Annotated in this window: 19 protein-coding genes; 4 read left to right on the forward strand and 15 right to left on the reverse strand. The window is 64.4% G+C overall.

The window, feature by feature from the left end; genetic code table 11:
* Positions 1–200: 200 nt before the first annotated feature.
* The 4 genes from AWB70_RS22905 to AWB70_RS22920 all read right to left on the reverse strand — a co-directional run bounded on the left by AWB70_RS22905 (position 201) and on the right by AWB70_RS22920 (position 2,589).
* On the reverse strand, positions 201–1,262 hold the full coding sequence (locus tag AWB70_RS22905) for an alkene reductase (RefSeq protein WP_053569306.1): 1,062 nt from the start codon (positions 1,260–1,262) through the stop codon (positions 201–203).
* 57 nt (positions 1,263–1,319) lie between these two features.
* On the reverse strand, positions 1,320–1,625 hold the full coding sequence (locus AWB70_RS22910; protein ID WP_014251207.1) for an ArsR/SmtB family transcription factor: 306 nt from the start codon (positions 1,623–1,625) through the stop codon (positions 1,320–1,322).
* Between the two features lie 106 nt (positions 1,626–1,731).
* A complete protein-coding gene (locus AWB70_RS22915) occupies positions 1,732–2,232 on the reverse strand; it encodes a DUF6644 family protein (RefSeq protein ID WP_053569307.1) in 501 nt (166 codons plus the stop codon).
* 6 nt (positions 2,233–2,238) lie between these two features.
* Positions 2,239–2,589 carry a DUF6152 family protein gene (locus tag AWB70_RS22920; RefSeq protein WP_014251209.1) on the reverse strand — a complete coding sequence of 117 codons (351 nt, stop codon included), beginning with the start codon at positions 2,587–2,589 and terminating at the stop codon, positions 2,239–2,241.
* Between the two features lie 214 nt (positions 2,590–2,803).
* On the opposite strand from AWB70_RS22920, the gene AWB70_RS22925 reads away from it, so the two are divergent.
* Together AWB70_RS22925 and AWB70_RS22930 are read left to right on the forward strand one after the other, a co-directional pair.
* Positions 2,804–3,208, forward strand: coding sequence for a DUF6232 family protein (locus AWB70_RS22925; RefSeq protein WP_014251210.1), 405 nt, complete (start codon positions 2,804–2,806; stop codon positions 3,206–3,208).
* 109 nt (positions 3,209–3,317) lie between these two features.
* Entirely contained in the window at positions 3,318–3,632 is a 315-nt protein-coding gene (locus AWB70_RS22930; RefSeq protein ID WP_041731821.1) for a hypothetical protein, read from the forward strand.
* 5 nt (positions 3,633–3,637) lie between these two features.
* Here the strand turns inward: AWB70_RS22930 and AWB70_RS22935 are convergent, their stop codons facing one another.
* The 5 genes from AWB70_RS22935 to phnS form a co-directional block, all read right to left on the reverse strand.
* Positions 3,638–6,091, reverse strand: coding sequence for a glycogen/starch/alpha-glucan phosphorylase (locus AWB70_RS22935; protein ID WP_014251212.1), 2,454 nt, complete (start codon positions 6,089–6,091; stop codon positions 3,638–3,640).
* A gap of 247 nt (positions 6,092–6,338) precedes the next feature.
* On the reverse strand, positions 6,339–7,148 hold the full coding sequence (phnV, locus tag AWB70_RS22940; RefSeq protein WP_053569308.1) for a 2-aminoethylphosphonate ABC transport system, membrane component PhnV: 810 nt from the start codon (positions 7,146–7,148) through the stop codon (positions 6,339–6,341).
* A 1-nt stretch (position 7,149) separates the two neighbouring features.
* Entirely contained in the window at positions 7,150–8,079 is a 930-nt protein-coding gene (gene phnU / locus AWB70_RS22945; RefSeq protein ID WP_045454912.1) for a 2-aminoethylphosphonate ABC transporter permease subunit, read from the reverse strand.
* Entirely contained in the window at positions 8,057–9,118 is a 1,062-nt protein-coding gene (phnT, locus tag AWB70_RS22950) for a 2-aminoethylphosphonate ABC transport system ATP-binding subunit PhnT (RefSeq protein ID WP_053569309.1), read from the reverse strand. Before phnT ends, phnU begins: the two co-directional genes overlap by 23 nt.
* Position 9,119: 1 nt before the next feature.
* On the reverse strand, positions 9,120–10,193 hold the full coding sequence (gene phnS, locus AWB70_RS22955) for a 2-aminoethylphosphonate ABC transporter substrate-binding protein (protein WP_014251216.1): 1,074 nt from the start codon (positions 10,191–10,193) through the stop codon (positions 9,120–9,122).
* A gap of 901 nt (positions 10,194–11,094) precedes the next feature.
* On the opposite strand from phnS, the gene AWB70_RS22960 reads away from it, so the two are divergent.
* Positions 11,095–11,280, forward strand: a complete 186-nt coding sequence (locus AWB70_RS22960; RefSeq protein WP_014251217.1) for a hypothetical protein — start codon at positions 11,095–11,097, stop codon at positions 11,278–11,280.
* 26 nt (positions 11,281–11,306) lie between these two features.
* On the opposite strand, the gene AWB70_RS22965 is transcribed toward AWB70_RS22960, so the two are convergent.
* From AWB70_RS22965 to katE, 5 genes are all read right to left on the reverse strand, one after another.
* Positions 11,307–12,500 carry a L,D-transpeptidase gene (locus tag AWB70_RS22965; RefSeq protein ID WP_053569310.1) on the reverse strand — a complete coding sequence of 398 codons (1,194 nt, stop codon included), beginning with the start codon at positions 12,498–12,500 and terminating at the stop codon, positions 11,307–11,309.
* Between the two features lie 198 nt (positions 12,501–12,698).
* Complete coding sequence (locus AWB70_RS22970; protein WP_014251219.1) at positions 12,699–12,965, reverse strand: hypothetical protein; 267 nt, start codon at positions 12,963–12,965, stop codon at positions 12,699–12,701.
* A gap of 235 nt (positions 12,966–13,200) precedes the next feature.
* The gene (locus AWB70_RS22975; RefSeq protein WP_143281687.1) at positions 13,201–13,734 is read right to left on the reverse strand and encodes a hypothetical protein; all 534 of its coding nucleotides are present in this window, start codon (positions 13,732–13,734) and stop codon (positions 13,201–13,203) included.
* Between the two features lie 143 nt (positions 13,735–13,877).
* On the reverse strand, positions 13,878–17,180 hold the full coding sequence (locus tag AWB70_RS22980) for an ATP-binding protein (RefSeq protein WP_235024330.1): 3,303 nt from the start codon (positions 17,178–17,180) through the stop codon (positions 13,878–13,880).
* Positions 17,181–17,299: 119 nt separating this feature from the next.
* Positions 17,300–19,411 (reverse strand): catalase HPII, encoded by a 2,112-nt coding sequence (gene katE / locus AWB70_RS22985; RefSeq protein ID WP_053569311.1) that lies wholly within the window; start codon positions 19,409–19,411, stop codon positions 17,300–17,302.
* Between the two features lie 24 nt (positions 19,412–19,435).
* Between katE and AWB70_RS22990 the strand changes: the two genes are divergently transcribed.
* Positions 19,436–19,648 (forward strand): hypothetical protein, encoded by a 213-nt coding sequence (locus tag AWB70_RS22990; protein ID WP_087086321.1) that lies wholly within the window; start codon positions 19,436–19,438, stop codon positions 19,646–19,648.
* A 488-nt stretch (positions 19,649–20,136) separates the two neighbouring features.
* Here the strand turns inward: AWB70_RS22990 and AWB70_RS23000 are convergent, their stop codons facing one another.
* The gene (locus AWB70_RS23000) at positions 20,137–21,783 is read right to left on the reverse strand and encodes a S10 family peptidase (RefSeq protein ID WP_053569312.1); all 1,647 of its coding nucleotides are present in this window, start codon (positions 21,781–21,783) and stop codon (positions 20,137–20,139) included.
* Between the last annotated feature and the right edge of the window lie 76 nt (positions 21,784–21,859).

Genomic DNA, 21,859 nt, shown 5'->3' on the forward strand with positions numbered 1-21,859 from the left:
AGCGGTCGGCGGGCTATGTCGCGCCGAGGCCGCAGTAATCGAACACGAAGCATCCTTCGTTATCGATTACATTAATTTCGTCTGAGTATATCGTTGCCTTACGCAGAGTTTTTGCGCCGCAATCAAAAAGCACAAAAAAACAGCGGCTGAAAAGCCGCTGTTTTCACCTCGGGATGCAAACCGCAAACCTGCGAGACGCCTTACTCCGCCGTTTCGAGCAACGGATAATCCGTGTAGCCCTTCGCACCCGGCGCATAGAACGTCGACGTGTCCCAGTCGTTGAGCGATGCATCGCGCTCGAAGCGGCGCACCAGGTCCGCATTCGCGATGAACGGCTTGCCCCACGCGACCGCGTCGGCATCGCCGCGCGCGATGATCGCTTCGGCGCTTTCCTTTGAGAACCCTTCGTTGGCGATATACACGCCGCCGAACGCCTTCTTCAGTTGCGGCCCGAGGCTGTCCGCGTCTTCACGCTCGCGCGCCGCGATGAACGCGATCTTGCGGCGGCCGAGTTCGCGCGCCACATAGCCGAAGGTCGCGGCGCGATCGCTGTCGCCCATCGTGTGCGAATCGGCGCGCGGCGCGAGATGCACGCCGACACGATCCGCGCCCCATACGTCGATGACCTCGTCGACGATATCAAGCAGCAGGCGCGCACGGTTTTCGATCGGGCCGCCGTAAGCGTCCGCGCGCTTGTTGGTGCTGTCCTGCAGGAACTGGTCGAGCAGATAGCCATTCGCGCCGTGCACTTCGACGCCGTCGAAGCCCGCGCGCTTCGCGTTCTCGGCGCCCTTGCGGAATGCGGCGACGACACCGGCGATTTCATCGAGTTCGAGCGCGCGCGGCGTCACGAACGGACGCTGCGGACGCACGAGGCTCACGTGCCCGCCCGCCGCGATGGCGCTCGGCGCAACCGGCAGTTCGCCGTTCAGAAACACCGGATCGGACACGCGGCCCACGTGCCACAGTTGCAGAAAAATCTTGCCGCCCGCCTCGTGCACGGCCTTCGTGACGAGCTTCCAGCCTTCCACGTGCTCGTCGGACCAGATGCCCGGCGTATCCGCGTAGCCGACGCCTTGCGGCGTCACCGACGTCGCCTCGCTCAGAATGAGACCCGCCGCAGCGCGATCCGCGTAGTACTGCGCCATGAGCGCGTTGGGCACGCGCTCGACGCCCGCGCGCTGACGCGTGAGCGGCGCCATGATGATGCGATTCTTGAGCGTAAGTGCACCAACCTTGAGCGGATTGAAAAGTGTCGACATGAAAAGGAATCCCAATGAAGTTGTAAGCGGTTCATCACCTTGCGGAAAGCCGGGCGCTCAGAGATTCCCGATGGAATCGCGGAACGCCTGAATGACCGCTTCGTCGCGCTTGAAGAACACCCATTGTCCAACGCGCTTCGTGGTGACGAGCCCCGCCTTGTGCAAGGTCGCGAGATGCGCGGAAACGGTCGACTGCGACATGCCGCAGCGCCCATCGATCTGGCCCGCGCAAACGCCGTGCTGCAACGGCAATTCCTGATTGGGGAAATGCAGTTCCGGCTCCTTCAGCCACTCGAGAATTTCGCGGCGAAGGGGGTTGGCGAGGGCTTTGTGAATCGCGTCGATGTCCATTTCGTTGCTCATGCGTCTGACGGGCGGAAAGCGAAACCTTTCCGAATCGTCTTGAGGCGAAGTATATATCGTAAATTTACGATATGCAACAGGTGGCGTGCGGGGCGGTTCGGGGCGGCTACTTGTAGGCAAGAAGACGGCCGAGACTGGCGGCCACCGGCCACAGCATCAGCGAGAGGAAGGCCTGAACGCGCCCGGAGAGCGGCGGATGCCGGTCCCAGTCGGCGAGGCGGCGCGCCCAGATGCGGCGAAACGCCAGCGCGTTCGCGAGCCCGAGCAGAATGCAGGCGAGCTTCACCTGCAACAGAGGATTGCGATGCAGCGGCGACGCGTCCGCGCTGAAGAGCAGCACGCCGCTCGCGATCAGCAGCACGAGGCCGGCGACCGCCCAGGGCGTCAGGGCGTCGGAGACATCGGCGAGCGCGAATCGGCGGCCCAAGCCGAGCAGACGCAAATCGAGCAGGCCGATCGGCCCGATCAGCAGCGTCAGCCCGAGCAGGTGAACCAGATTGACGAGCGGATAGGCCCAGGCCGATGCGCGCACCCACGTCGCGAGCGACGAACCCTCGATCGACGCCGCGAGCGCCGCCGCCCAGCCCGCGAAACCCGCGAGATCCATCGCCGGCTAGCGCAATTCGACGGTCTTGCCGTCCACCGTGATGCGTTCGGCGCGCAGTTCGTGCACGCCGTCCGTGCGCGGATAGCCCTCGATCGTGACGACCTTGCCCGCGGGCAGCGCGCTCGCCGGCAGCCCGCGCGACTCCATCCGGCTGATCGGCGCGAGGATGACGTTCCAGCGCGCGCCCTGATAGTCCACGCCGACTTCCGCGTGCGGATTTCGATAGCGCACGTCCGCGAGCGGCGCCTCGATCTTCACCAGCTTGCCGGCATCGTACGAACTCCAGCCGTGATGCGCCCACGCGCCAACGGCGACGAAACTCACGCTGATGCCCAAGAGCCATGATCGGATGCGCATGCCTTCCCCTGTGGTCTGCGGCACGGCGCTTCGTCCACATGCGAAAGCCGGCCGCATCGGCTTCACTATAGAAAGCCGTGGCGCGACAACGCAAGCAGAATGAAAGAAAAACAGTCGGATAAGGCGATCAGCGACAATGCGCCCGCCCCCGAACCTGCCCCTCTTTCGCGCGGTCTGGTACGCTCCCCGGTTTCACCGGCCGTCACGAAGACTCATGGACACACCTTTCAACGAACGCGGCGTCACGTTGTCGCGCGCGGGCCTGTCGGCATCGGGCCAGATGATTCCGCTGCGCGATCTGCGCGCCGCGCGCGTCGTGATGATTCCGCGGCAGAAGCCGCTGCCGGTCATCATTGCGCTGATCGGACTGGCGGCGCTCGGCGCGGGCATCGTCACCGGCTCGGGCCCGGCGCTGGTCATCGGCGTAATGATCGTCGTCGTCGGCTATCTGACGTGGATCACGCAGGACGTGATCTACCAACTGATGGTCGCCACGCCCGACGGCGAGCGCGAAGTGCTCATCACGAAAGATCAGGCATTCGCCGACAAAGTCGCCGCGCTCGTCGGCGATGCCGTGGCGAAACACGCGGCGAGCGCAGCGCCCAAACCGCAGGCGTGATTTTTACGGCACGTTGATACCGCCGCGCGCGACTTTATCGCGGTGTTTAGGCGGGCGGCGCTAGAGTGGACGCCTCACCACTTCGAGCCGCCGCCGGCGGCTGTCATCGATGGTTCGCACATCCGGTCTGCCTGTTATTCCTCATGCCTTCAGCGGCGGCTCGCCGCGCCGCCGCGAAGCGCGTCGCTGTCTCGCTTTCGATCTGACCGTTCCCGGCCTGAACTCCGCGCCCGCGCGCGAGTTGCTCGCGCACGCGTTCGGCGCGGACGTGCGCGCGCATGTCGTCGCGACGAATCGCCGTCACGACTGCACGACGCTCTATGTGGAAACGGACGATGTAGACGCGAACGCCGTGATCGGCAAGGTCACGGCGTGGTTTCCCAACGCAACGCTCGGCCGCGTGATTCGCATCACGCGGCGCTGAGGACGTCAGCTCACCTGCAGGGTCTCGACGTGCCAGATATCGCGCGCATACTCCGCGATCGTGCGATCCGACGAGAAGATGCCCATGCCCGCGACATTCTCGATCGCGCTTTGCGTCCACGCCTCCTTGTCGCGGTACTTCAGATCGACTTCGGTTTGCGTCTTGTCGAAGCTGTCGAAGTCGGCGAGCACCATGTAGTGATCGCCCCAGTCCACGAGCGTGTGGAAGATGTCGTAGAAGCGATGCGGCTCTTCCGGCGAGAAATGCCCGAGGCGAATCTGATCGAGCGCGAGCTTGAGTTCCGCGTTCTCCTCGTAGATCTGCCGCGGCCGATACCCCGCCGCGCGCAGCGACTCGATCTCATCCGTCGTGTTGCCGAAGATAAAGATATTCTCGCGCCCCACGGCATCGCAGATTTCGATGTTCGCGCCATCGAGCGTGCCGATGGTCAGCGCGCCGTTCAGCGCGAGCTTCATGTTGCCGGTGCCTGATGCTTCAGTGCCGGCCATCGAAATCTGCTCCGAGAGATCCGCCGCCGGAATGATGAGCTCGGCCACGCTCACGCCGTAGTTCGGAATGAAGCCGACCTTCAGACGGTCGCCCACGAGCGGGTCGGAGTTGATCTTCTTCGACACGTCGTTGATGAGCTTGATGATGTTCTTCGCCATCTTGTACGCCGACGCCGCCTTGCCCGCGAACATCACCACGCGCGGCGTCCAGTCCTGCTCCGGATTCTCGCGGATGCGGTTGTAGCGCACGATCACATACAGGATGTTGAGCAGTTGCCGCTTGTATTCGTGGATGCGCTTCACCTGAAGATCGAACAGCGCTTCGGGATTGATGATCGCATTGGCGTCGCGTTTCGCGCGCTCCACGAGCCGCAGCTTGTTCGCGAACTTGGCGTCGTGAAACGCCTTGCGGAACTCGGGGTCGTCGCGCCATTCACGCAGACGGCCGAGTTCAAACAGGTCGGTGCGCCAGCGCGGCCCGAGCCGCTTGTCGATCAGCGATGACAGCGACGGACTCGCCTGCGCGAGCCAGCGGCGCGGCGTAATGCCGTTCGTCACGTTGGTGAAGCGCTCGGGATACATGCGCGCGAAATCCGAGAAGATGTTCTGCACCATCAGTTGCGAGTGCAGCTTCGACACGCCGTTGACCTTGTGGCTCGCGACGATCGCGAGATGCGCCATGCGCACGCGCCGCTGGCCGTATTCGTCGACGAGCGAGATGCGGCGGATCAGATCGACATCGCGCCCGAACTTCTCCGTCACCTGCTTGAGGAACTGCGCGTTGATCTCGAAGATGATCTCCAGATGACGCGGCAGCAAGCGCGCGAGCATCTCGACGTCCCACGTTTCGAGCGCTTCGGGCATCAGCGTGTGGTTCGTGTAGGAGAACATCTGCTGCACGAGCTTCCACGCCTTGTCCCACGGCAGATGATGGCGATCGACGAGCAGGCGCATCAGTTCGGGAATCGCGAGCACGGGGTGCGTGTCGTTCAGATGCACCGCGACCTTTTCCGCGAGCCGCCCGAAGTGCGTATGCGTGCGCTGATAGCGGCGGATCAGATCCTGCATCGTCGCGGAGACGAAGAAGTATTCCTGACGCAGACGCAGTTCGCGCCCGGCTTGCGTCGAGTCGTCGGGATACAGGAGGCGCGACACGTGCTCGGACGTGTTCTTCGCCTCGACCGCGCGGCGATAGTCGCCCTGATTGAACGCGGACAGATCGAACTCGTCGGTCGCGCGCGCGGACCAGAGGCGCAGCGTGTTGGTCGCCGTCGTCGCGAAGCCGGGGATGACCGTGTCGTAGGCCATCGCGTTGACGTGCTCGGTGTCGATCCAGTCCGTGCGGTCTTCATGCTGCACGGTGCGGCCGCCGAAATGCACGGTGTACACGACCTCGGGCCGCGGAAATTCCCACGGATTGCCCGCGCGCAGCCAGTAATCGGGCATTTCGACCTGATTGCCGTCGACGATCGTCTGCCGGAACATGCCGTATTCGTAGCGAATGCCGTAGCCGAAGCCGGGCACGCCGACCGTCGCCATCGAATCGAGGAAACAGGCCGCGAGACGCCCGAGGCCGCCGTTGCCGAGCGCGGCGTCCGGTTCGAGGTCTTCCAGCGTCGCGAGATCGACACCGAGACCCGCGAGCGCGTCACGCACTTCGTCGTAGATGCCGAGCGCGAGCAGCGCGTTGGTAAAGGTCCTGCCGATGAGAAACTCCATCGACAGGTAATAGACGCGTTTCACGTCCTGTTCGTATTGCAGCCGCGTGGTGCGCATCCAGCGCGCGACGAGACGATCACGCACCGCCAGTTCGACGGCATGCAGCCAGTCGCGCGGCTGCGCGGTGACCGAATCCTTGCCGACGCCGTACATCAGGCGGTTCGAGATGGAGCGCCTGAGCGCATCGACGGTGCTATTGAGCTGGTCGAACTCCAGGTCGACGGATGTCATCGGAACCTCCGGTTTTTGCGACATATGCAACGACCGCGAAAGCATGACGGAAGTTCACGCCGGACGCCCCATATTGGCGCGCCCGCCCCTCCGGTCGCGCGGGTGCGGCCGTGCCTGAAAGTGCAGGTTACGCCAGTTTTATTTTTTTTGGTATGACAAGGCCGAAATGGACGAGGCCCGCGAATTGCTCAATCCGCACAGCCGGACCTTCGTGTTTAGTTCGTTATCCCGATGTTTCGCGCGCGATTCAGCGCCGCGGCGCGCGTGCGGCAATCAATAAAAGCGCCGCGAGCGAAACGCCGAGCAGGATGAGCGACAGCGCCGACGCCGGCAGATAGTAGCCGCGATTGACCTGCCCCACGACGACGATCGGCACCGTCGCGAAGCCGGGCGGATACACCGTCAGCGTCGCACCGAGTTCGCCGAGCGAGAGCGCGAAACCGAGCGCGAGGCTTGCACGTATCGCCGGCACGAGTTGCGGCAGCACCACGCGCACGAGCACCATGCGCGGCGGCGCGCCGAGACTCGCCGCGGCTTCGCGCAGCGTCGCGACTTCGGGGCGCAGCGCCGCCGCCGCGCAGCGATAGCAAAACGGCAACACGAGCGCGAGCTGCACGAGCACGACGATCGCGGCCGAACCGGACAAATCGAGCGGACGTTTGTGATACGCGATCAGCACCGCGAGCCCGAGCACGACGCTCGGCACGCCGCTGCCCATCATCGCGACGGCATCGACGAGCGCGCCGAGACCGCGCCGGTCGCGTCCTTCCAGCGCGAGCGCGAGCCACAGTCCGAGCGCGGTGCCGAGAAACGCCACGCCCAGGCCCACTTCGAGACTCGTCACGACGGCATCGAGATCGCTGGAGGACAGACGTGCGAACCAGCGCGTGCTGAAGCCATCGGGAAAGATCGTGCCCGACCAGTGCGAGGCCACGCTCGACAACGCCACGACGGCCACCGGCAACACGAACAGCCAGATGCAGATCAGCGCGACGAAGGCGGCGAGCGCATGGCGCAGCAAGGCCCGCGGCCTGAGCGCGGCAGCGATGAGTTGCATGTCAGCGCCCTCCCGAACGTCGATCGACTCGCCGGTACAGCGCGTAAAGCGACAGCGACATCAGCAGCATCACGACCGATCCCGCGGCGGCGGTGGGCAGATCGAGATCGACGGTCGCGGCGCTGTAGATCGCGATGGGCAACGTGACGAGATGCGCGCTGCCGAGCACGAGCAGAATGCCGAACTCGTTGAGCGTGAGCAGAAAGCACAGGAGCGTGCCCGCGGCGATGCCCGGCCAGGCGAGCGGCAACACGAGCTTCGTCGCGACCATCCAGCCGTTTGCGCCGAGGCTTTGCGCGGCTTCGACGAGACGCATGTCGAGCGTCGCATACGAAGCGAGCGTCGGACGCACGACGAACGGCGCATAGAACACGACTTCCGCGAGAATCACGCCGCCGATGCCGAACAGGAAATCGAGCGGCGGCGCGTCGAGCGACAGGAGCCGCTGCAATCCGATGCTCACCGAGCCTTGCGAGCCATACAGAAAGATGAGCGTGAAAGCGACCAGAAACGAAGGAAACGCGACGAACAACTCCAGAAACCGCGTGAGCAGGCGCGCGCCCGCGAACGGCCGGAAGAACAGCATCGACGCGAGCGCGACGCCCACGAGCGATGCGATGCTCGCGCTCGCGAACAGAATGCCGAGCGTCGTGCCGATCATGCCGCGCGTTTCGGGATTGCCGAAGAACGCGGTGTAGGCGTGCAGCGTGAAGCCCTGCGGCCCCGTCACGCTCAGCATCACGAGCCGCGCGAGCGGATAGACGACGAGCGGCCCGAGCACGACGACGAGAATGAAGAGCAGATGCCACTGCTGCTTGCGCTCGCGGCGCCGCGCCTGTGCGGCATGCGCGGCGAATTGCGCGGCGAGATCGGCGTCGCCGATGCCGGCTTCGGTGCGTGCGACGCTATCAGGGACGAACAAGGACGACATCGTCAGCCTCGAAGCGAAGTGAAACGCGCGTGCCCTTTTCCGGCATGCGTGCGTGGCCGCGCTGCGCGCTCACGAGCACGGGCTCGTCCGGCATGGCGTCGAGCGCGACGGAAATGGACAGCACCGCGCCGTACCACTCGACGGATGCGATCGTGCCATGCAAGGGGCCATCGCCCAGCGGCCGGATCGTGAAGCGCTCCGGACGAATGCAGGCGAGACGCTCGCGCTCGTCGTGCCGCGCATCGCCGACGGGATACACCACGCGCGGCGGCAGCAGGTTCGCCGCGCCGAGATAGCGCGCGACGAAGGCATCGTTGGGCGCGTCGTAGAGCTCGCGCGGCGCGCCCAGTTGCGCGATACGGCCATCGCGCATCAGGAGTGTGCGATCGGACAGCACGAGCGCGTCGTCCTGATCGTGCGTCACGCACACGATCGTCAGATTCGGCAAGCGTTCATGCAGCGCCTTCAGTTCGCTGCGCACCGACGCGCGCAGGTTCGCATCGAGCGCGGAAAGCGGTTCGTCGAGCAGCAGCACGTCCGGCTCGATGACGAGCGCGCGCGCCAGCGCGACGCGCTGCTGCATGCCGCCGGAAAGCTGCGCGGGCATGACGTGACCGGCATCGGAGAGTTGCACGAGCTTGAGGGCATCGGCGACGCGGCGCGCGACTTCGCTCGACTTCAGCTTGCGCGCGCGCAGCCCGAACGCAACGTTGTCGAACACCGACAGATGCGGAAAGAGCGCATAGCTTTGAAACAGCAAGCCGAGATTACGCTGATGCGGCGGGACGTGCGTGAGATCGCGGCCGGCGATCGTCAGCTTGCCCGCGAGCGCATCGGCTTTCACGAAGCCCGCGATGAAGCGCAGCAGCGTGGTCTTGCCGCAGCCGCTTCGGCCGAGCACGGTCAGGAATTCGCCACGTTCGATATGAAGCGAGAGATCGTCGAGCACGGCGCGCGCGCCGAAGCGCACCGTGAGACGATCGATATGCACGCCCGGCGCCGCATCGATGCCGTGCGCTTCTTTGGGAAGCGCGCTCACGTTACGACTTCGGCTTGACGATTTCAGTCTGCTTGCCGGAGTTGCCGATGACTTCCGTCTTCCAGCGCTCGGTCCAGCCGGCCTTCTTCTGCATGACTTCGTTCCAGTCGACCGGAATCAGCTTCACGCCGGAAATCGCCTGCTTGACGGCTTCGCCGTTTTTCCCCGCGAGCGGCACATCGGTGCGGCCGGGAATGCCGTAGATGTCGGGCACCTTAGCCTGCACCTCCGAGGACATCAGATAATCGATCAGCTTCTTGCCCGCCGCCTGATTCGGGCCGCTCTTGATGAGGCCGATCGCATACGGCAACTGGAACGTCGTCGGCGGCTGGCCGGTCTTGTGCGAGAGAAAGAGCGGCTTGATCGACAGTCCGCCGTTCGCGGCGTCGTCGAGGTCCATTTGCAGGTCGCCGTTGGCGAATGCGATTTCGTTACGCGAGAGCAGCACGTCGAGATAGCCGGTGCCTTTCGTGTGGAACTTGGCGTGCTGTTCGAGATTCTTCAGGTAGTCGAAGGCCTGGTCTTCGCCCATCAGCGCGGAAGTGAGGATGATGACGGCCATGCCGTCGCCCGCCGTGGCCGGATTCGAATACGCGATCTTGCCCGAGTAGTTCGGATGCAGGAGATCGGCGAAGGTCTTCGGCGCGTTCTTCGTGACTTCGGGATTGATCGCGAACGAGAAGTAGTTGTTCACGAAGGTGGCCCATGCGCCGTCTTTTTCCTTCGCGATGGCGGGCACGTTCTTGTAGTTCACGCTCTGATACGGCTGCAGCAGGCCGCCTTGCTGAGCCTGCTGAATGAACGGCGGCAGCGTGACGAGCACATCGGCCTTGGGCGAATCTTTCTCGACGGTCGCGCGGTTCACCACTTCGCCGCTGCCCGCCGTGACGATATTGACCTTCACGCCTTCTTTCTTTTCGAATGCGGGAAGCACGTCCTTGTACAGATTCTCGAGGCCGTCGGCGGTGTACAGAACGACGGCGTCGGCGGCGTGCACGGGCATCGCGGCAAGCAGCGTGAATGCGGCGGCGAAGGCCGGCAGCACGGTGCGCGCGAAGCGAAAATCGCGGGTCATGGTGGTTTCTCGTTGAGGGGGTGTTGAAAGGTCGGTTGCGACCTTCGACCCGCAAGGATTGCAGGGATCTGTGACATGGGCGTGAAGGTGGTTTGGGTTTCTGTTTTGGTTTGCTCGTGGCTTCGTGGAATCCTGTTTTCTTGTCGGTCTATTGGCTCTGCCCCTCCCCAGGGGCGGGGGTAACTTTCTTTGCTGCTGCAAAGAAAGTCACCAAAGAAAGCAGCTTTGTCACCGCCCGCGGTCACACGCAGTTTGGCCATTCTTCTCCTCGGGGAACGGCCCTTGCCTAAAGAGTGCCCCCATAGGCCCAATCGGGCTTGGATCGCGCACGGTCCGTCACATCGCGCCGCTTAACGAACCGGTACAGCCATTTCAAGTTCCAGCCCGCTTCGCGGCCGATGGGTTAATCGGGTATGCGAGTGCATTCGTGTTCGTTGGTTTCCCTCGCAAACCCCACGGCAGCGCGCAGCGCTGTGCCGGTGCTATTTGTGCTGAACCAGCGCGCTTGAAGTTATGGTGAGTCAGACCGCGCGCGATCCAAGCCCGATTGGTCCTTCGAGGGCACTCTTTAGGCGAGGGCCGTTCCCGGAGGAGAAAAATGGCCAACGTGCGTGTGACCGCGGGCGGTGAGAAAGCTGCTTTCTTTGGTGACTTTCTTTGCAGCAGCAAAGAAAGTTACCCCCGCCCCTGGGGAGGGGCAGTGCTAATAAACCAACAAGAATTCAGGATTCCATAGCAGAAACAAAAAACCGAACAACCACCACCTCAACCCCAAAAACCAGCCAACGATCACCGTCAAGCCACAGCACGCAATACAATCTTTCCGCTGAATAAGCAATCAAAACACGCGCCTCGGCTAGACTCTGTCCCTTCGCACGAAGCACTGAAACGAGGCACTCCGATGTACAAAAAAGGCGTGATCATGGAAATTCAGTTTCCACCAGGACGTCTGAACGACGCAGCAGGCGATCCCTACTGGATCGATCTCACCCTCGACGAAGCCAAGCGCCTGCACGCGCAACTTTCCCGGCGCCTCGCAGACGGCGCGCGCGCGAACCAGCCGCTCGATACCTTCGCAATCGAATGACGATCGAATAACGCACTCGCCTTGAGTCAGTCGACCATATCCGCGCCCGCGGGAATATGCTGACGCACCGCCTTGCCCGGCCCCGGCGCCCACACAGGCCGCACCTTCGTGCCGCTATCCACGACGACGAGATAGTGGCCCGCCCACGGCGTCGTCTGGCGCGTGGCCTTCAGCACCCACATCGACTGACCTTCGGCCGCACGCGCTTCGTATTGCGCATCGAGCACGCCGTGGTGATCGAAGAAGGTGTTCAGCGTCGACGGAATACGCACGCAGCCCTTCGAATGCCGCATGCCGAGCAGCGGCTCCAGCTTCTCGGGATCGGTGGCGTGCATCTGAAAACGCATCGGCGACTTGCCACCCTTGCCCCAGCCGCGCTCGCCGTCGACCCAGCCGAAATCGTAGATGCGCATGTCGCGCGCGCCGTAGCCGCGGATGTCGAACTCGTTCAGCGTGCCCTCGGCGCGGAAGTCCATGTTGCCCGGCACATGCTGGAACACGCCGACCGGCGTGACGAAATGGTCGTAGCTGCCCGGACGGCCCGTCGATACCGGCGAGGCGCCGATCATCGACCAGGCGTCGCCCAGCTTCGCGCGGAAGTAGAGGAAGATCGCCTGCACGTTCGCGCTGCGATCGACCATCACGACGAATTCGTTGGCAAGATCGCCGTGGCCGTCTTCGTCGAGCGCATGTTGCAGGAGACGGCCGTAAGCCTGCTGATCCGCGGCGGGAACGGTCAGCCGCCGGTTGACCTCTTTCGCGAAGACCTGCCGCATCGCGTAAGCGCCCGCGGGCGGCATGTCCGTGCGCTGAGCGAGATTGGGCTCGGGCGCTTCCGGCGGTAGAGGCACTTCGGGCACCAGTGCTTCGGAAGCCGCGCTGGCGGCACTGGCAGCACTCGCCGCGCTTGCCGCCGATGCAGACGCTGCTTCGCTCGCCGTCGACGCACCGGAAGCACCCGACGCAGGCAACGCGGGCATCGGCACGGGCATGCCCGGCAGCGCGCGTCCGGGTGCGCTCGCGCCGTGCGCGATGCCGGAGTCTTGCGGCATCGGCGGAACGGGCATGGCGGGCACCGCGGGCGCAATCGGCGTCGCGGTAACGCGTTCCTGCGCGTAAGCCGCCGCCGCGATCGAAAGGAGCGCGCCCGCTGCCACGCTCAAGAGGAACCTTGCGCCCAACGGCGTCTTTTTCGTTTCGTAATTTCCTGCCTGCTGCATCGATATGAATGATCCGCTTTGCTTTCTGTCAGCGGACGATCCGCCGGATCGCCCAGTTCGATCGACGCGTGCGCGCGCCTCGGCATGAAGCGCGCACCGATAAAAAAGCCGGTGCGCACGAGGCACCGGCTGCGCCGTCACGTAACGTTCGTCAGAAGAGCAACAGCAAGGTTCGTTCCGGGCGTCGCGCCCGCAGCATCAATGCAGGCGGATGGAGGCGTCGCCGGAAGCGGACGCGCGAGCGCGCAACGGCTCGTCGAGAAAGCGCTGATGACACAGCTTCTGCGCAATCGCCTCGCCGATGTAAGGCACATCGGTCGCGAGCGTGGCGGTGGCATACGCCTGAGCGGTGCCCGCGCCGTGGATTTCGATGTCGCGCGCATAGTGCCCGAGCTCGTGCTCGAGAAAGCGCCGCACGTCGCGCGCGGCACAGCGGTGAGGAAGGTTCCAGACGAGCAGGTTCATCGCCGTCACCTTTTGACGCGCACGCGCACCGGTTGGGGCTGCGGTTTCAAGAGTCTTTGCGCCGCGAGCGCACCGAGCGTACCGATAACGAAAAGGGACACATAAGCGAGCATCATGAGGTCTCCACGGCTAATTTCGAGATAGCTCCATACTAATCTGGTAGACCGCGGACGTGCTGCGACATTCCGCCTTTTTCAATAGATGTTCTAAATCGGACGGATGCATTGCGCCAATCTCACAACCCGCTACATGACATGCTGGACAGATTCGGATAACGATTGGACCAGTCGCCCGCCATCGCCGTCTGCGCAGCCTTGAGCGTGATGTCGCCCGTGCAGACGCAGCGTTTGAGATACACCGCGAGCCGTTCCTTGCGGCGCTGTCCGGCGCGGCCTTCCCAGCGGCGCAGATCGAGATTGGCGGCGGAGTTGGGCGAGCCGCCGAGCAGAATCGGCATGCGGTGATCGAGCGCATATTCCGACGCGAACGATGCATCGATGCTGCGCTGCTTGAGCAGCCGCTCTTTCTGGCGCATCTGCACCTCGAAAGAAGGCAGCACGCGATCCACGTAACCCGGCACGCAGATCGTATCGACGATGGTCGTCTGCGTGACGCGCGCATCGAGCCATTCGGCGCGTTGCGCCCGCGACGCGCCTGGCATGAACGCGAGCATCGCAAAGCAACACGCCAGCACCACGCGCGCGGGCTGGCCGGCGCGTTGCGCGCCTGGCTTGGGTTCCTCGGTGAACCGTCTGTTCCGTCGAATCATGCCTCTCTTCGCCATCCATTGCGGTCGTCGATCGCCGCTTGTTTTCAAGATGATCGGAGGTTCAATTAAAACACACGAAACGCGCGATATACGGGAATCGCGAAACGCTTCATGCACAAGGCGGCGGCCGATCGGGAGGAAAACTATGCGACGCGGCTCGCGAGCGACGCGTCGAGCGCGGCTTCGAGCGCACGCGCCGCCGCGACGAACGACGCGAACGACGCCGCGATGCGCGCGTCGTCCTCGCCGTTGCGATCCTCGTCGACGGCGCGCTCGCAGTCCGCCTGCAACGCGACGCATGCGCGCACGAACGGCGCCGCGCCGATCACCGCCGCCGCGCCTTTCATGCGATGCCCGATGTCGCGCAGCCGCGCGTGGTCGCAGTCGTCGAATGCGGCGTGGGCGTCGGCGAGGTCTTGCGCGTTGGCGGCCCTGAGCGTATCCACGAGCGCGCCGGCCTGGCCGCCGAAAGCGCCGAGCAATGCGCTGTCGAATGCCGGCTCGCCCGCGTCGCATGCGTCCGCGTCCGGCTTACGCGCAGCGCTCGACAGGCGGCCGCCGCGCGTCGCCGCGACGAGCGCGTCGCGCAAGGCGTCGAGGCCGAGCGGCTTCACGAGACACGCCGTCATGCCCGATGCGACCGCGCGCAGCGCCGCGTCGGGCTGCGCGTTCGCCGTCAGGCCGACGATCGGCACGGCGCGCCGCGTCGGGTCTGTCGCCGCAAGGGTCGCCTCGTCGCCGCGGATCGCGTGCGTCAGTTCCTCGCCGCTCATCTCGGGCATGGAGCAATCCGTCAGGATCACGTCGAACGCGTGCGGCTCGGCGCGCCAGCGGGCCAGCGCGCTTTTGCCGTCGACGGCCAGTTGCACGTGCCCGCCGAGCAGCCTGATCTGTCCATCGAGCACGATGCGGTTGGCCGGATGATCGTCGACGACGAGCACGGCGAGACCCGCGAGCGATCCGGCGGGCGCGTCAGCCGGGACCGGGGTCGCGTCGATGTCCGCATCGATGTCCGCTTCGGCGCCCGCTTCGGCTTGCGCCTCGGCAAACTCGATGCGCACCGTGAAACGCGTGCCGCGCCCCGGCTCGCTCGACAGCTCGATCACGCCGCCCATCATCGTGACGAGGCGCTTGCTGATCGTGAGCCCGAGACCCGTGCCGCCGACGCTGCGCGCGCGTCCGTCGTGAGCTTGCACGAACGGCGTGAACAGCAGCGCCTGCTTGTCGGGCGAAATGCCGATGCCCGTATCCGAGACCGTGAGCGTCACCGCGCGCTTGCCGTCGCGCGGCGGCGCGACGCCGTATTCGAGCGTGACCGAGCCGCGATCGGTGAACTTGATCGCGTTCGAGAGCAGATTGCCGACGACCTGCCGCAGCCGCTGGCCATCGGCGAGAATCCAGGCGTGGCCGCCATCGCCGACGCGCTTCACGACGAGCATGACGCCCTTTGCGCGCGCGGCGGGCTCGTAGATCGCCGCGACGCCCGCGACCCACGGCTCGATGTCGAGCGGCGCGGGGGTGAGCACGAGCCGCTCGGCCTCGATTTTCGCGACATCGAGCAGGTCGTCGATCATGCCGAGCAGATCGCACGCGGCGCGGTGCGCGGTCGACAGCGAGCGCTCGGTCGCGGCGCGCTCGCCGGGCGCGCGCAACTCCATTTCGATGAGCCCGAGCACGGCGTTCATCGGCGTGCGGATTTCGTGGCTCATCGTCGCGAGAAAGGTCGATTTGGCGCGGTTCGCCGTTTCGGCTTCCTCCTTGGCGGCGCGCATCGCGTTTTCGGCGGCGATCCGGCGCGCGATCTGCGCGCGCAGCGTCAGCCCCCAGCCCGCCAGCGCGAGCATGAGCGCGACGCCGAGCAGCGCGCCGATCTCGACCTGCGGACGGCGGCGCTCCCACAGCATTTCGGGATGCTCCGAGAGCTTCCAGCGCGAGCGGATCGTCTCCCGTTCAGCAGGCCCCAAACGCCTGATCGCTCGATTCATGATGCCGAGGAGAATCGGCTCACTCGACGTGACGAGCATGCCGTGCGGAACCGGCTGCGTCGACACCACGCCGCTCACGACGAGCACGTCGCGATAGAGATTGCCGGCGGCGTAATTCGCGAACGCCATATCGACGACGGTCGCATCGGCCTCGCCGTTCGCGACGGCGCTGAATTGGCCGTCGAAGGGACGCGTTGCGACGAAACGCACGGCCGCCGCGTTCCCGACGCCCTCGCGCACGACATCGCGCAGCGGCGAGCCTTCCGGCAGCGCGACGCGCTTTCCCGCCAGCGCGGCGGTGTCGCGCAGGCGCGGATGGCCTGCGGCCGTCACGATCGCGAGGATGCCTTCGCCCACCGACACGGTCGCCTCGGCGCCAGGCACGGGCGACAGGCCGCCGAAGCTGTAAGGCACGATCGACGACGCGCCGCTTTTCAAATCGCCGTACATCCGCGCCTCCGAGGTATGCACTCGTGCCTCGAAACGCAGGCCGGTTATACGCGCGATCGCGCCGAGAATATCGACGCCGATGCCCGCCGGCTGCCCGCGCGAATCGCGGAACATCACGGGCGCGGCTTGCGCGAGCATCGAGTAATGCACGACAGGATGCGCGCGCACCCATGCGGCTTCCTCGGGCGTGAGCGGCAGCGGCGCCATCCGCGTGGCCGCACTCACGCCGGGATGCCAGCGCGCGTGCTCGACCAGCGGGAAAGACGGCGGCAGTGCGGCAAGGGCCTCGTTCACGCGCTCGCGCAATGCATCGGCGCGCGGGTTGGCCGCGGCGAATGCGAAGCTGTAGCCGCCTTCATCGACGGGAGCAAGCGCCGTGGCGGTCAGGTTCGGCAGATCGAAATGCGAGAGCGCGTAACCCGCGGTGACCATGTCGCCGACGAACGCGTCGGCATCGCCGAGCGACACGGCGAGCAGCGCGCCGATCACATTCGGATACGCCACCGGCGTCAGCGAGGGATATGCGGCGCTCAGCCGCGCCGGCGAGTTCTGCGCGTCGACGTACGCCAGCCGATGCGTGGGCGCCTGCTTCGCGATCGCCTCGACGTAGACCGCCTTCGCCGGCAGGTAGGGACGGCTCAAGGCCAGCGCGGGCTGCGGGTCCGCGCCGGTCGCCCCCGTCGCCATGTCGATCTCGCCGTGCGCGAGGGCATCGATCATCGCGACGCGGTTCGGAAAGAAGCGCCACTGCGGATCGATGTCGAGCCGCGCGGCGATCGCATCGACGAAATCGACGGAGATGCCGCGCGGCAGGCCCTGCCCGGCCGCGCCGCGGGTCACGCTGTCGGTCATGTCGAGCGGCGGCGTCATGCCCGGCACCGCGCCGATCACGATGCGTTGTGCGCCAAACGCGTCCGACGCCGCGAGGCACACGACCAGGACAAGGCCGCACGCGCCGCCAATGCGGCGTCGTGCATGATCCAGCAGCAAATTGAGCGAGTGAATGAGCAAAGCCGCACCTTCTCCGAACGGTGCGGCCAGTGTCTCAAAAACATTCCGGTGCGGGAATCCGCGGCGCGTGAAACGTTACCGCGCCGCGTTGCACGCCGCGAAACGCGGCGCGGGGGGCGTCAGGCCGGAACCGACTCCGCCTTTTGCGCGCGCGACCAGACGCGATGCTTGCTCATCGCTTCGATGAAGCTCTTTATCACCTTCGCCGCGTCGCCGCCGACTGAAACGCCCTCTTCGCTGCTCGGCAGATGGGCGGCCGCGAGCACGTCTTCACCGTCGCCGATTGCGCCGATCGCTTTCAGATGCTTGAACGCTTCCAGCACGAAGTGGCGCGCGTCGCCGGATTGCGCGAGCGCCTTCGCGCTTTCCTTCCCGCCCGCGACGATCACGCCGTCGAACATGATCGACGGCATGCCGAGAATCGTCGCATCGGCTTCGACGCCTTGCGCGGGCGAACCGAGCGTCGGCGAGATGACCTTGGCATGCGCGCCCTCGGCGGCGAGCGCGTCCTTGACGGCCTTGATGCTCGCGGCGTCCGCGCCCTTCGCGGCGAGAATCGCGACCTTGCGCGTCTTTACCGAAGGCTTCGCCTTCGCGACGATCGACAGCGCGGGCGAGTCCGTGACGGACGACTTGCCGAGTTCTTCCGCGCCCGCGTTCTTTTTCGGCACGGGCAGCCCGAGATTGTCGGCGACGCGCGCGGCGAGCGTTTCGTCGATATTGGCGAGAATGCCGAGCTGCCGCTCGCGGATATTCTTGCGCTCGACCTTGGAAAGCTCGAACGAATACGCCCCGACGATGTGCTCCTTTTCCGGCTCGGTCATGCTGTTCCAGAAGAGCGTTGCCTGCGAGTAGTGATCAGCGAAGGACGGGCTGCGCACGCGGATCTTCGAGCCTTCGACGCGCTCCGTGTAGCTCTCGAAGCCGCCGCCCGCCGCGGCCGGATCGGTTTCCTTGGGCCAGCCGCCGTCGATCGAATTCGGCTCGTAGGACGCCTGACCCTTGTCGATCGTCTGCCGATGCATGGCGTCGCGCTGGCCGTTATGCAGCGGCGCGATCGGACGGTTGATCGGAATCTCGTGGAAGTTCGGGCCGCCGAGACGGCTGATCTGCGTATCGGTATAGGAGAAAAGCCGGCCTTGCAGCAGCGGATCGTTCGTGAAGTCGATGCCCGGCACGATATGGCCCGGACAGAACGCGACCTGCTCGGTTTCGGCGAAGAAATTGTCGGGATTGCGATTCAGCGTGAGCTTGCCGATCATCTTGAGCGGCACGAGTTCCTCGGGAATGATCTTGGTCGGATCGAGCAGATCGAAGTCGAATTTGTGTTCATCCTCTTCTTCGACGATCTGCACGCCGAGTTCCCATTCGGGATAGTCGCCGTTGTCGATCGCTTCCCACAGATCGCGCCGATGGTAGTCCGAATCCTTGCCGGCAAGCTTTTGCGCCTCGTCCCACAAGAGCGACGCAGAGCCGATAGTCGGCCGCCAGTGGAACTTCACGAAGCGCCCTTTGCCTTGTGCGTTGATGAAGCGGAAGGTGTGGATGCCGAAGCCTTCCATCGTACGCAGGCTCTTGGGGATGGCGCGATCGGACATGGTCCAGAGCACCATGTGCGCGGATTCCGGCACGAGCGAGACGAAGTCCCAGAAGGTGTCGTGCGCGGACGCGCCTTGCGGCATTTCGTTGTGCGGCTCGGGTTTCACGGCGTGGACGAAGTCGGGAAACTTGATCGCGTCCTGAATGAAAAACACCGGCATGTTGTTGCCGACGAGATCGAAGTTGCCTTCGTCCGTGTAGAACTTGACCGCGAAGCCGCGCACGTCGCGCACGGTGTCGGCCGAGCCGCGCGAGCCTTGCACGGTCGAGAAACGCACATAGACGGGCGTTTCCTTCGACGGGTCTTGCAGGAATCCGGCCTTGGTCAGTTCGGCTTGCGATTCGTACACCTTGAAGACGCCGTGGGCGGCGGAACCTCGCGCGTGCACGATGCGTTCCGGGATGCGCTCGTGATCGAAGTGCGTGATCTTTTCACGCATGATGAAGTCTTCGAGCAGCGACGGGCCGCGGTCGCCGGCGCGCAAGGTGTTCTGGTTATCGGCGATCTTGACGCCCTGGTTTGTCGTCAGGGCTTGGTTGGTCGCGTCGGAGCGGTAGGTTTCGAGGGATTCGGTTTTTTTGTTGTTGTTGCGGGCGACGCCGCTCGGCGGGGGTTGCTTCTTTGTTGCCATTGTGGGGGCTCCAGGTTTGTTTCAGTGACTTTGCTTGTCACGTCGCAAGCGGTGTTCCTGGTTCGTTTTTTCGCCGGATCCCAGATTGTTGTTGGTTTATTAGCACTGCCCCTCCCCGGGGCGGGGGTAACTTTCTTTGCTGCTGCAAAGAAAGTCACCAAAGAAAGCAGCTTTGTCACCGCCCGCGGTCACACGCAGTTTGGCCATTTTTCTCCTCGGGGAATGGCCCTCGCCTAAAGAGTGCCCTCATAAACCCAATCGGGCTTGGATCGCGCACGGTCTGTCACATCGCACCCTTCAACAAACGGGTACAGCCATTTCAAGCTCCAGCCCGCTTCGCGGCCGATGGGTTAATCGGGTATGCGAGTGCACTCGTATTCGCTGGTTTCCCTCGCATACCCCGCGGCAGCGCGTAGCGCTGTGCCGAAGCTATTTTGTGCTGAACCAGCGCGCTTCGCGCACTGGCTTGTCAGACCGTGCGCGATCCAAGCCCGATTGGGCCTATGAGGGCACTCTTTAGGCGAGGGCCGTTCCCGGAGGAGAAAACTGGCCAACGTGCGTGTGACCGCGGGCGGTGAGAAGGCTGCTTTCTTTGGTGACTTTCTTTGCAGCAGCAAAGAAAGTTACCCCCGCCCCGGGGAGGGGCAGAGCCAATAGACCGACAAGAAAACAGGATTCCACGAAGGCACGAGCAACCCAAAACCAACCCGCACCCCCGCAGGCCCTCACTGCGGCGACAAAGCCCCCAACTTATCCGCCGTAACCTTCTGCAGAGCAATAATCCGCCCCATCGCCGCATGATTCGACGTCGCCGAGTCGTACATCCTCGCGAGATCCGCCTTGAGCTGCGTCCTCGATGCGCCATCGAGATAAACCATATGCCCCGACGGATAAAACGTAGCGGAAAGATTCAGCCGCACGGTCTTGTCGATCAACGGCATCTGCTGCAAATCGATGATCGTCTGATAAAACGGCGTCACGAAGTCATACATCCCGTTCGCGGACAGCACTTTCAGATCGATATTCAGCGCCATCACCGCGGCGAGATCGCCCGCCGTGTACAGGATGATATTGCCCTTCGAATCGATGCCCTTCTGCTCGCCCGTCGGATCGGTATGCTTGAAGTCCCAGTTCAGGAACGCCTGATCGTTCAGATCCGTGAACGACGACGTCGAAGTGAACTTCAACTGCTCGTTCAGATAGCTGTTCCACATCGTCGTATAGACGCCGCTCACCGCTGTCATCGTCGGATCGTTGCCGCCCGAGTTCGGGTCGATCTTGCCCGCGATGCCCGTCGATATCGCCGTCACGCGGCCATCGTATGCGCCGAGCGATTCGCCCTTCGATTTCAGAAGCGTCGTCAGAAAGAGCGAGTTGCCGCGGCTGTCGTAGGCGGCGATGTCGAGACTCCACGCAAGCAGCGTCGCCTTGTCGATGCCCGTATAGTCCGAGAGCTTCTCGACCACTTCGTCGTCGGTCTGCGGGAACTTGCGCAGCGCGTTCAGATAGTCCGTGCGCGCGAACTCGGCCACTTCCTCCGCGAACGTCACGAGACTCGTCGGCGTCGGATGCACACCGAGCTTCTTGTGATACCACGCGTCCGCCGCGGCGGTGGGCAACGCACCGACCGGATTGCCCGCTTGCGCGTAATCCAGAATCGACGATTGCAGCGTGACGCCGTTCAGATCGATGCCGTCCTCGTGCAGCTTGTACGCCAGCACGCAACTGCGCGCCGTGCCGTACGACTCGCCGAACAGGAACTTCGGCGAATTCCAGCGATTGTTCTTCGTCAGATAGCGCTTGATGAACTGCGCGATCGAGCCCGCATCCTGATCGACGCCCCAGAAATCGCGGTTCTTGTTCGGTGCGATCGCGGCCGAGTAACCGGTGCCGACCGGATTGATGAAGATCAGATCGCTGCGGTCGAGCAGACTGTCCGGGTTGTCTTCCATCTCGTACGGCGCGGGCGGCGTGAAGCCCGGCATCGCCGTCTTGATGCGGCGCGGAGCAAAGGAGCCGAGCAGCACGAACACCGACGACGAACCCGGCCCGCCGTTATAGAAGAACGTGAGCGGGCGCGCCTCTTCCTTCGCGCCGTCCTTGGTGAACGCGACATAGAACATCTTCGCGTCCGGCTTCGAACTGCTCGGATCGACGGTCACGAGATGCCCCACCGTCGCGGTATAGGCGATCTTCGCGCCGCCGACCGTGACGCTGTGATGCGTGACCGCCGCGTTTTCATCGGCCTCGGTGGCCGCGACGGAATCGTCGGGGCCGTTGCCGTAGGCGACCGGATCGAAGTACGGCTGGTCCTTCTTCGTCGTGGTCTTCTTTGGCGTCTTTTTGGGCGTTTTCTTCGCGGCGGCCGCCATTGCCGGTTCTCCCGCGCCCGAAGGGTTGTCGCTCGCTGCCAGTGGATCGGAGTTCATCGTCGTCGCTCCAGAATCG

The sequence above is a fragment of the Caballeronia cordobensis genome, from assembly GCF_001544575.2.
Taxonomy (GTDB): Bacteria; Pseudomonadota; Gammaproteobacteria; order Burkholderiales; family Burkholderiaceae; genus Caballeronia; species Caballeronia cordobensis.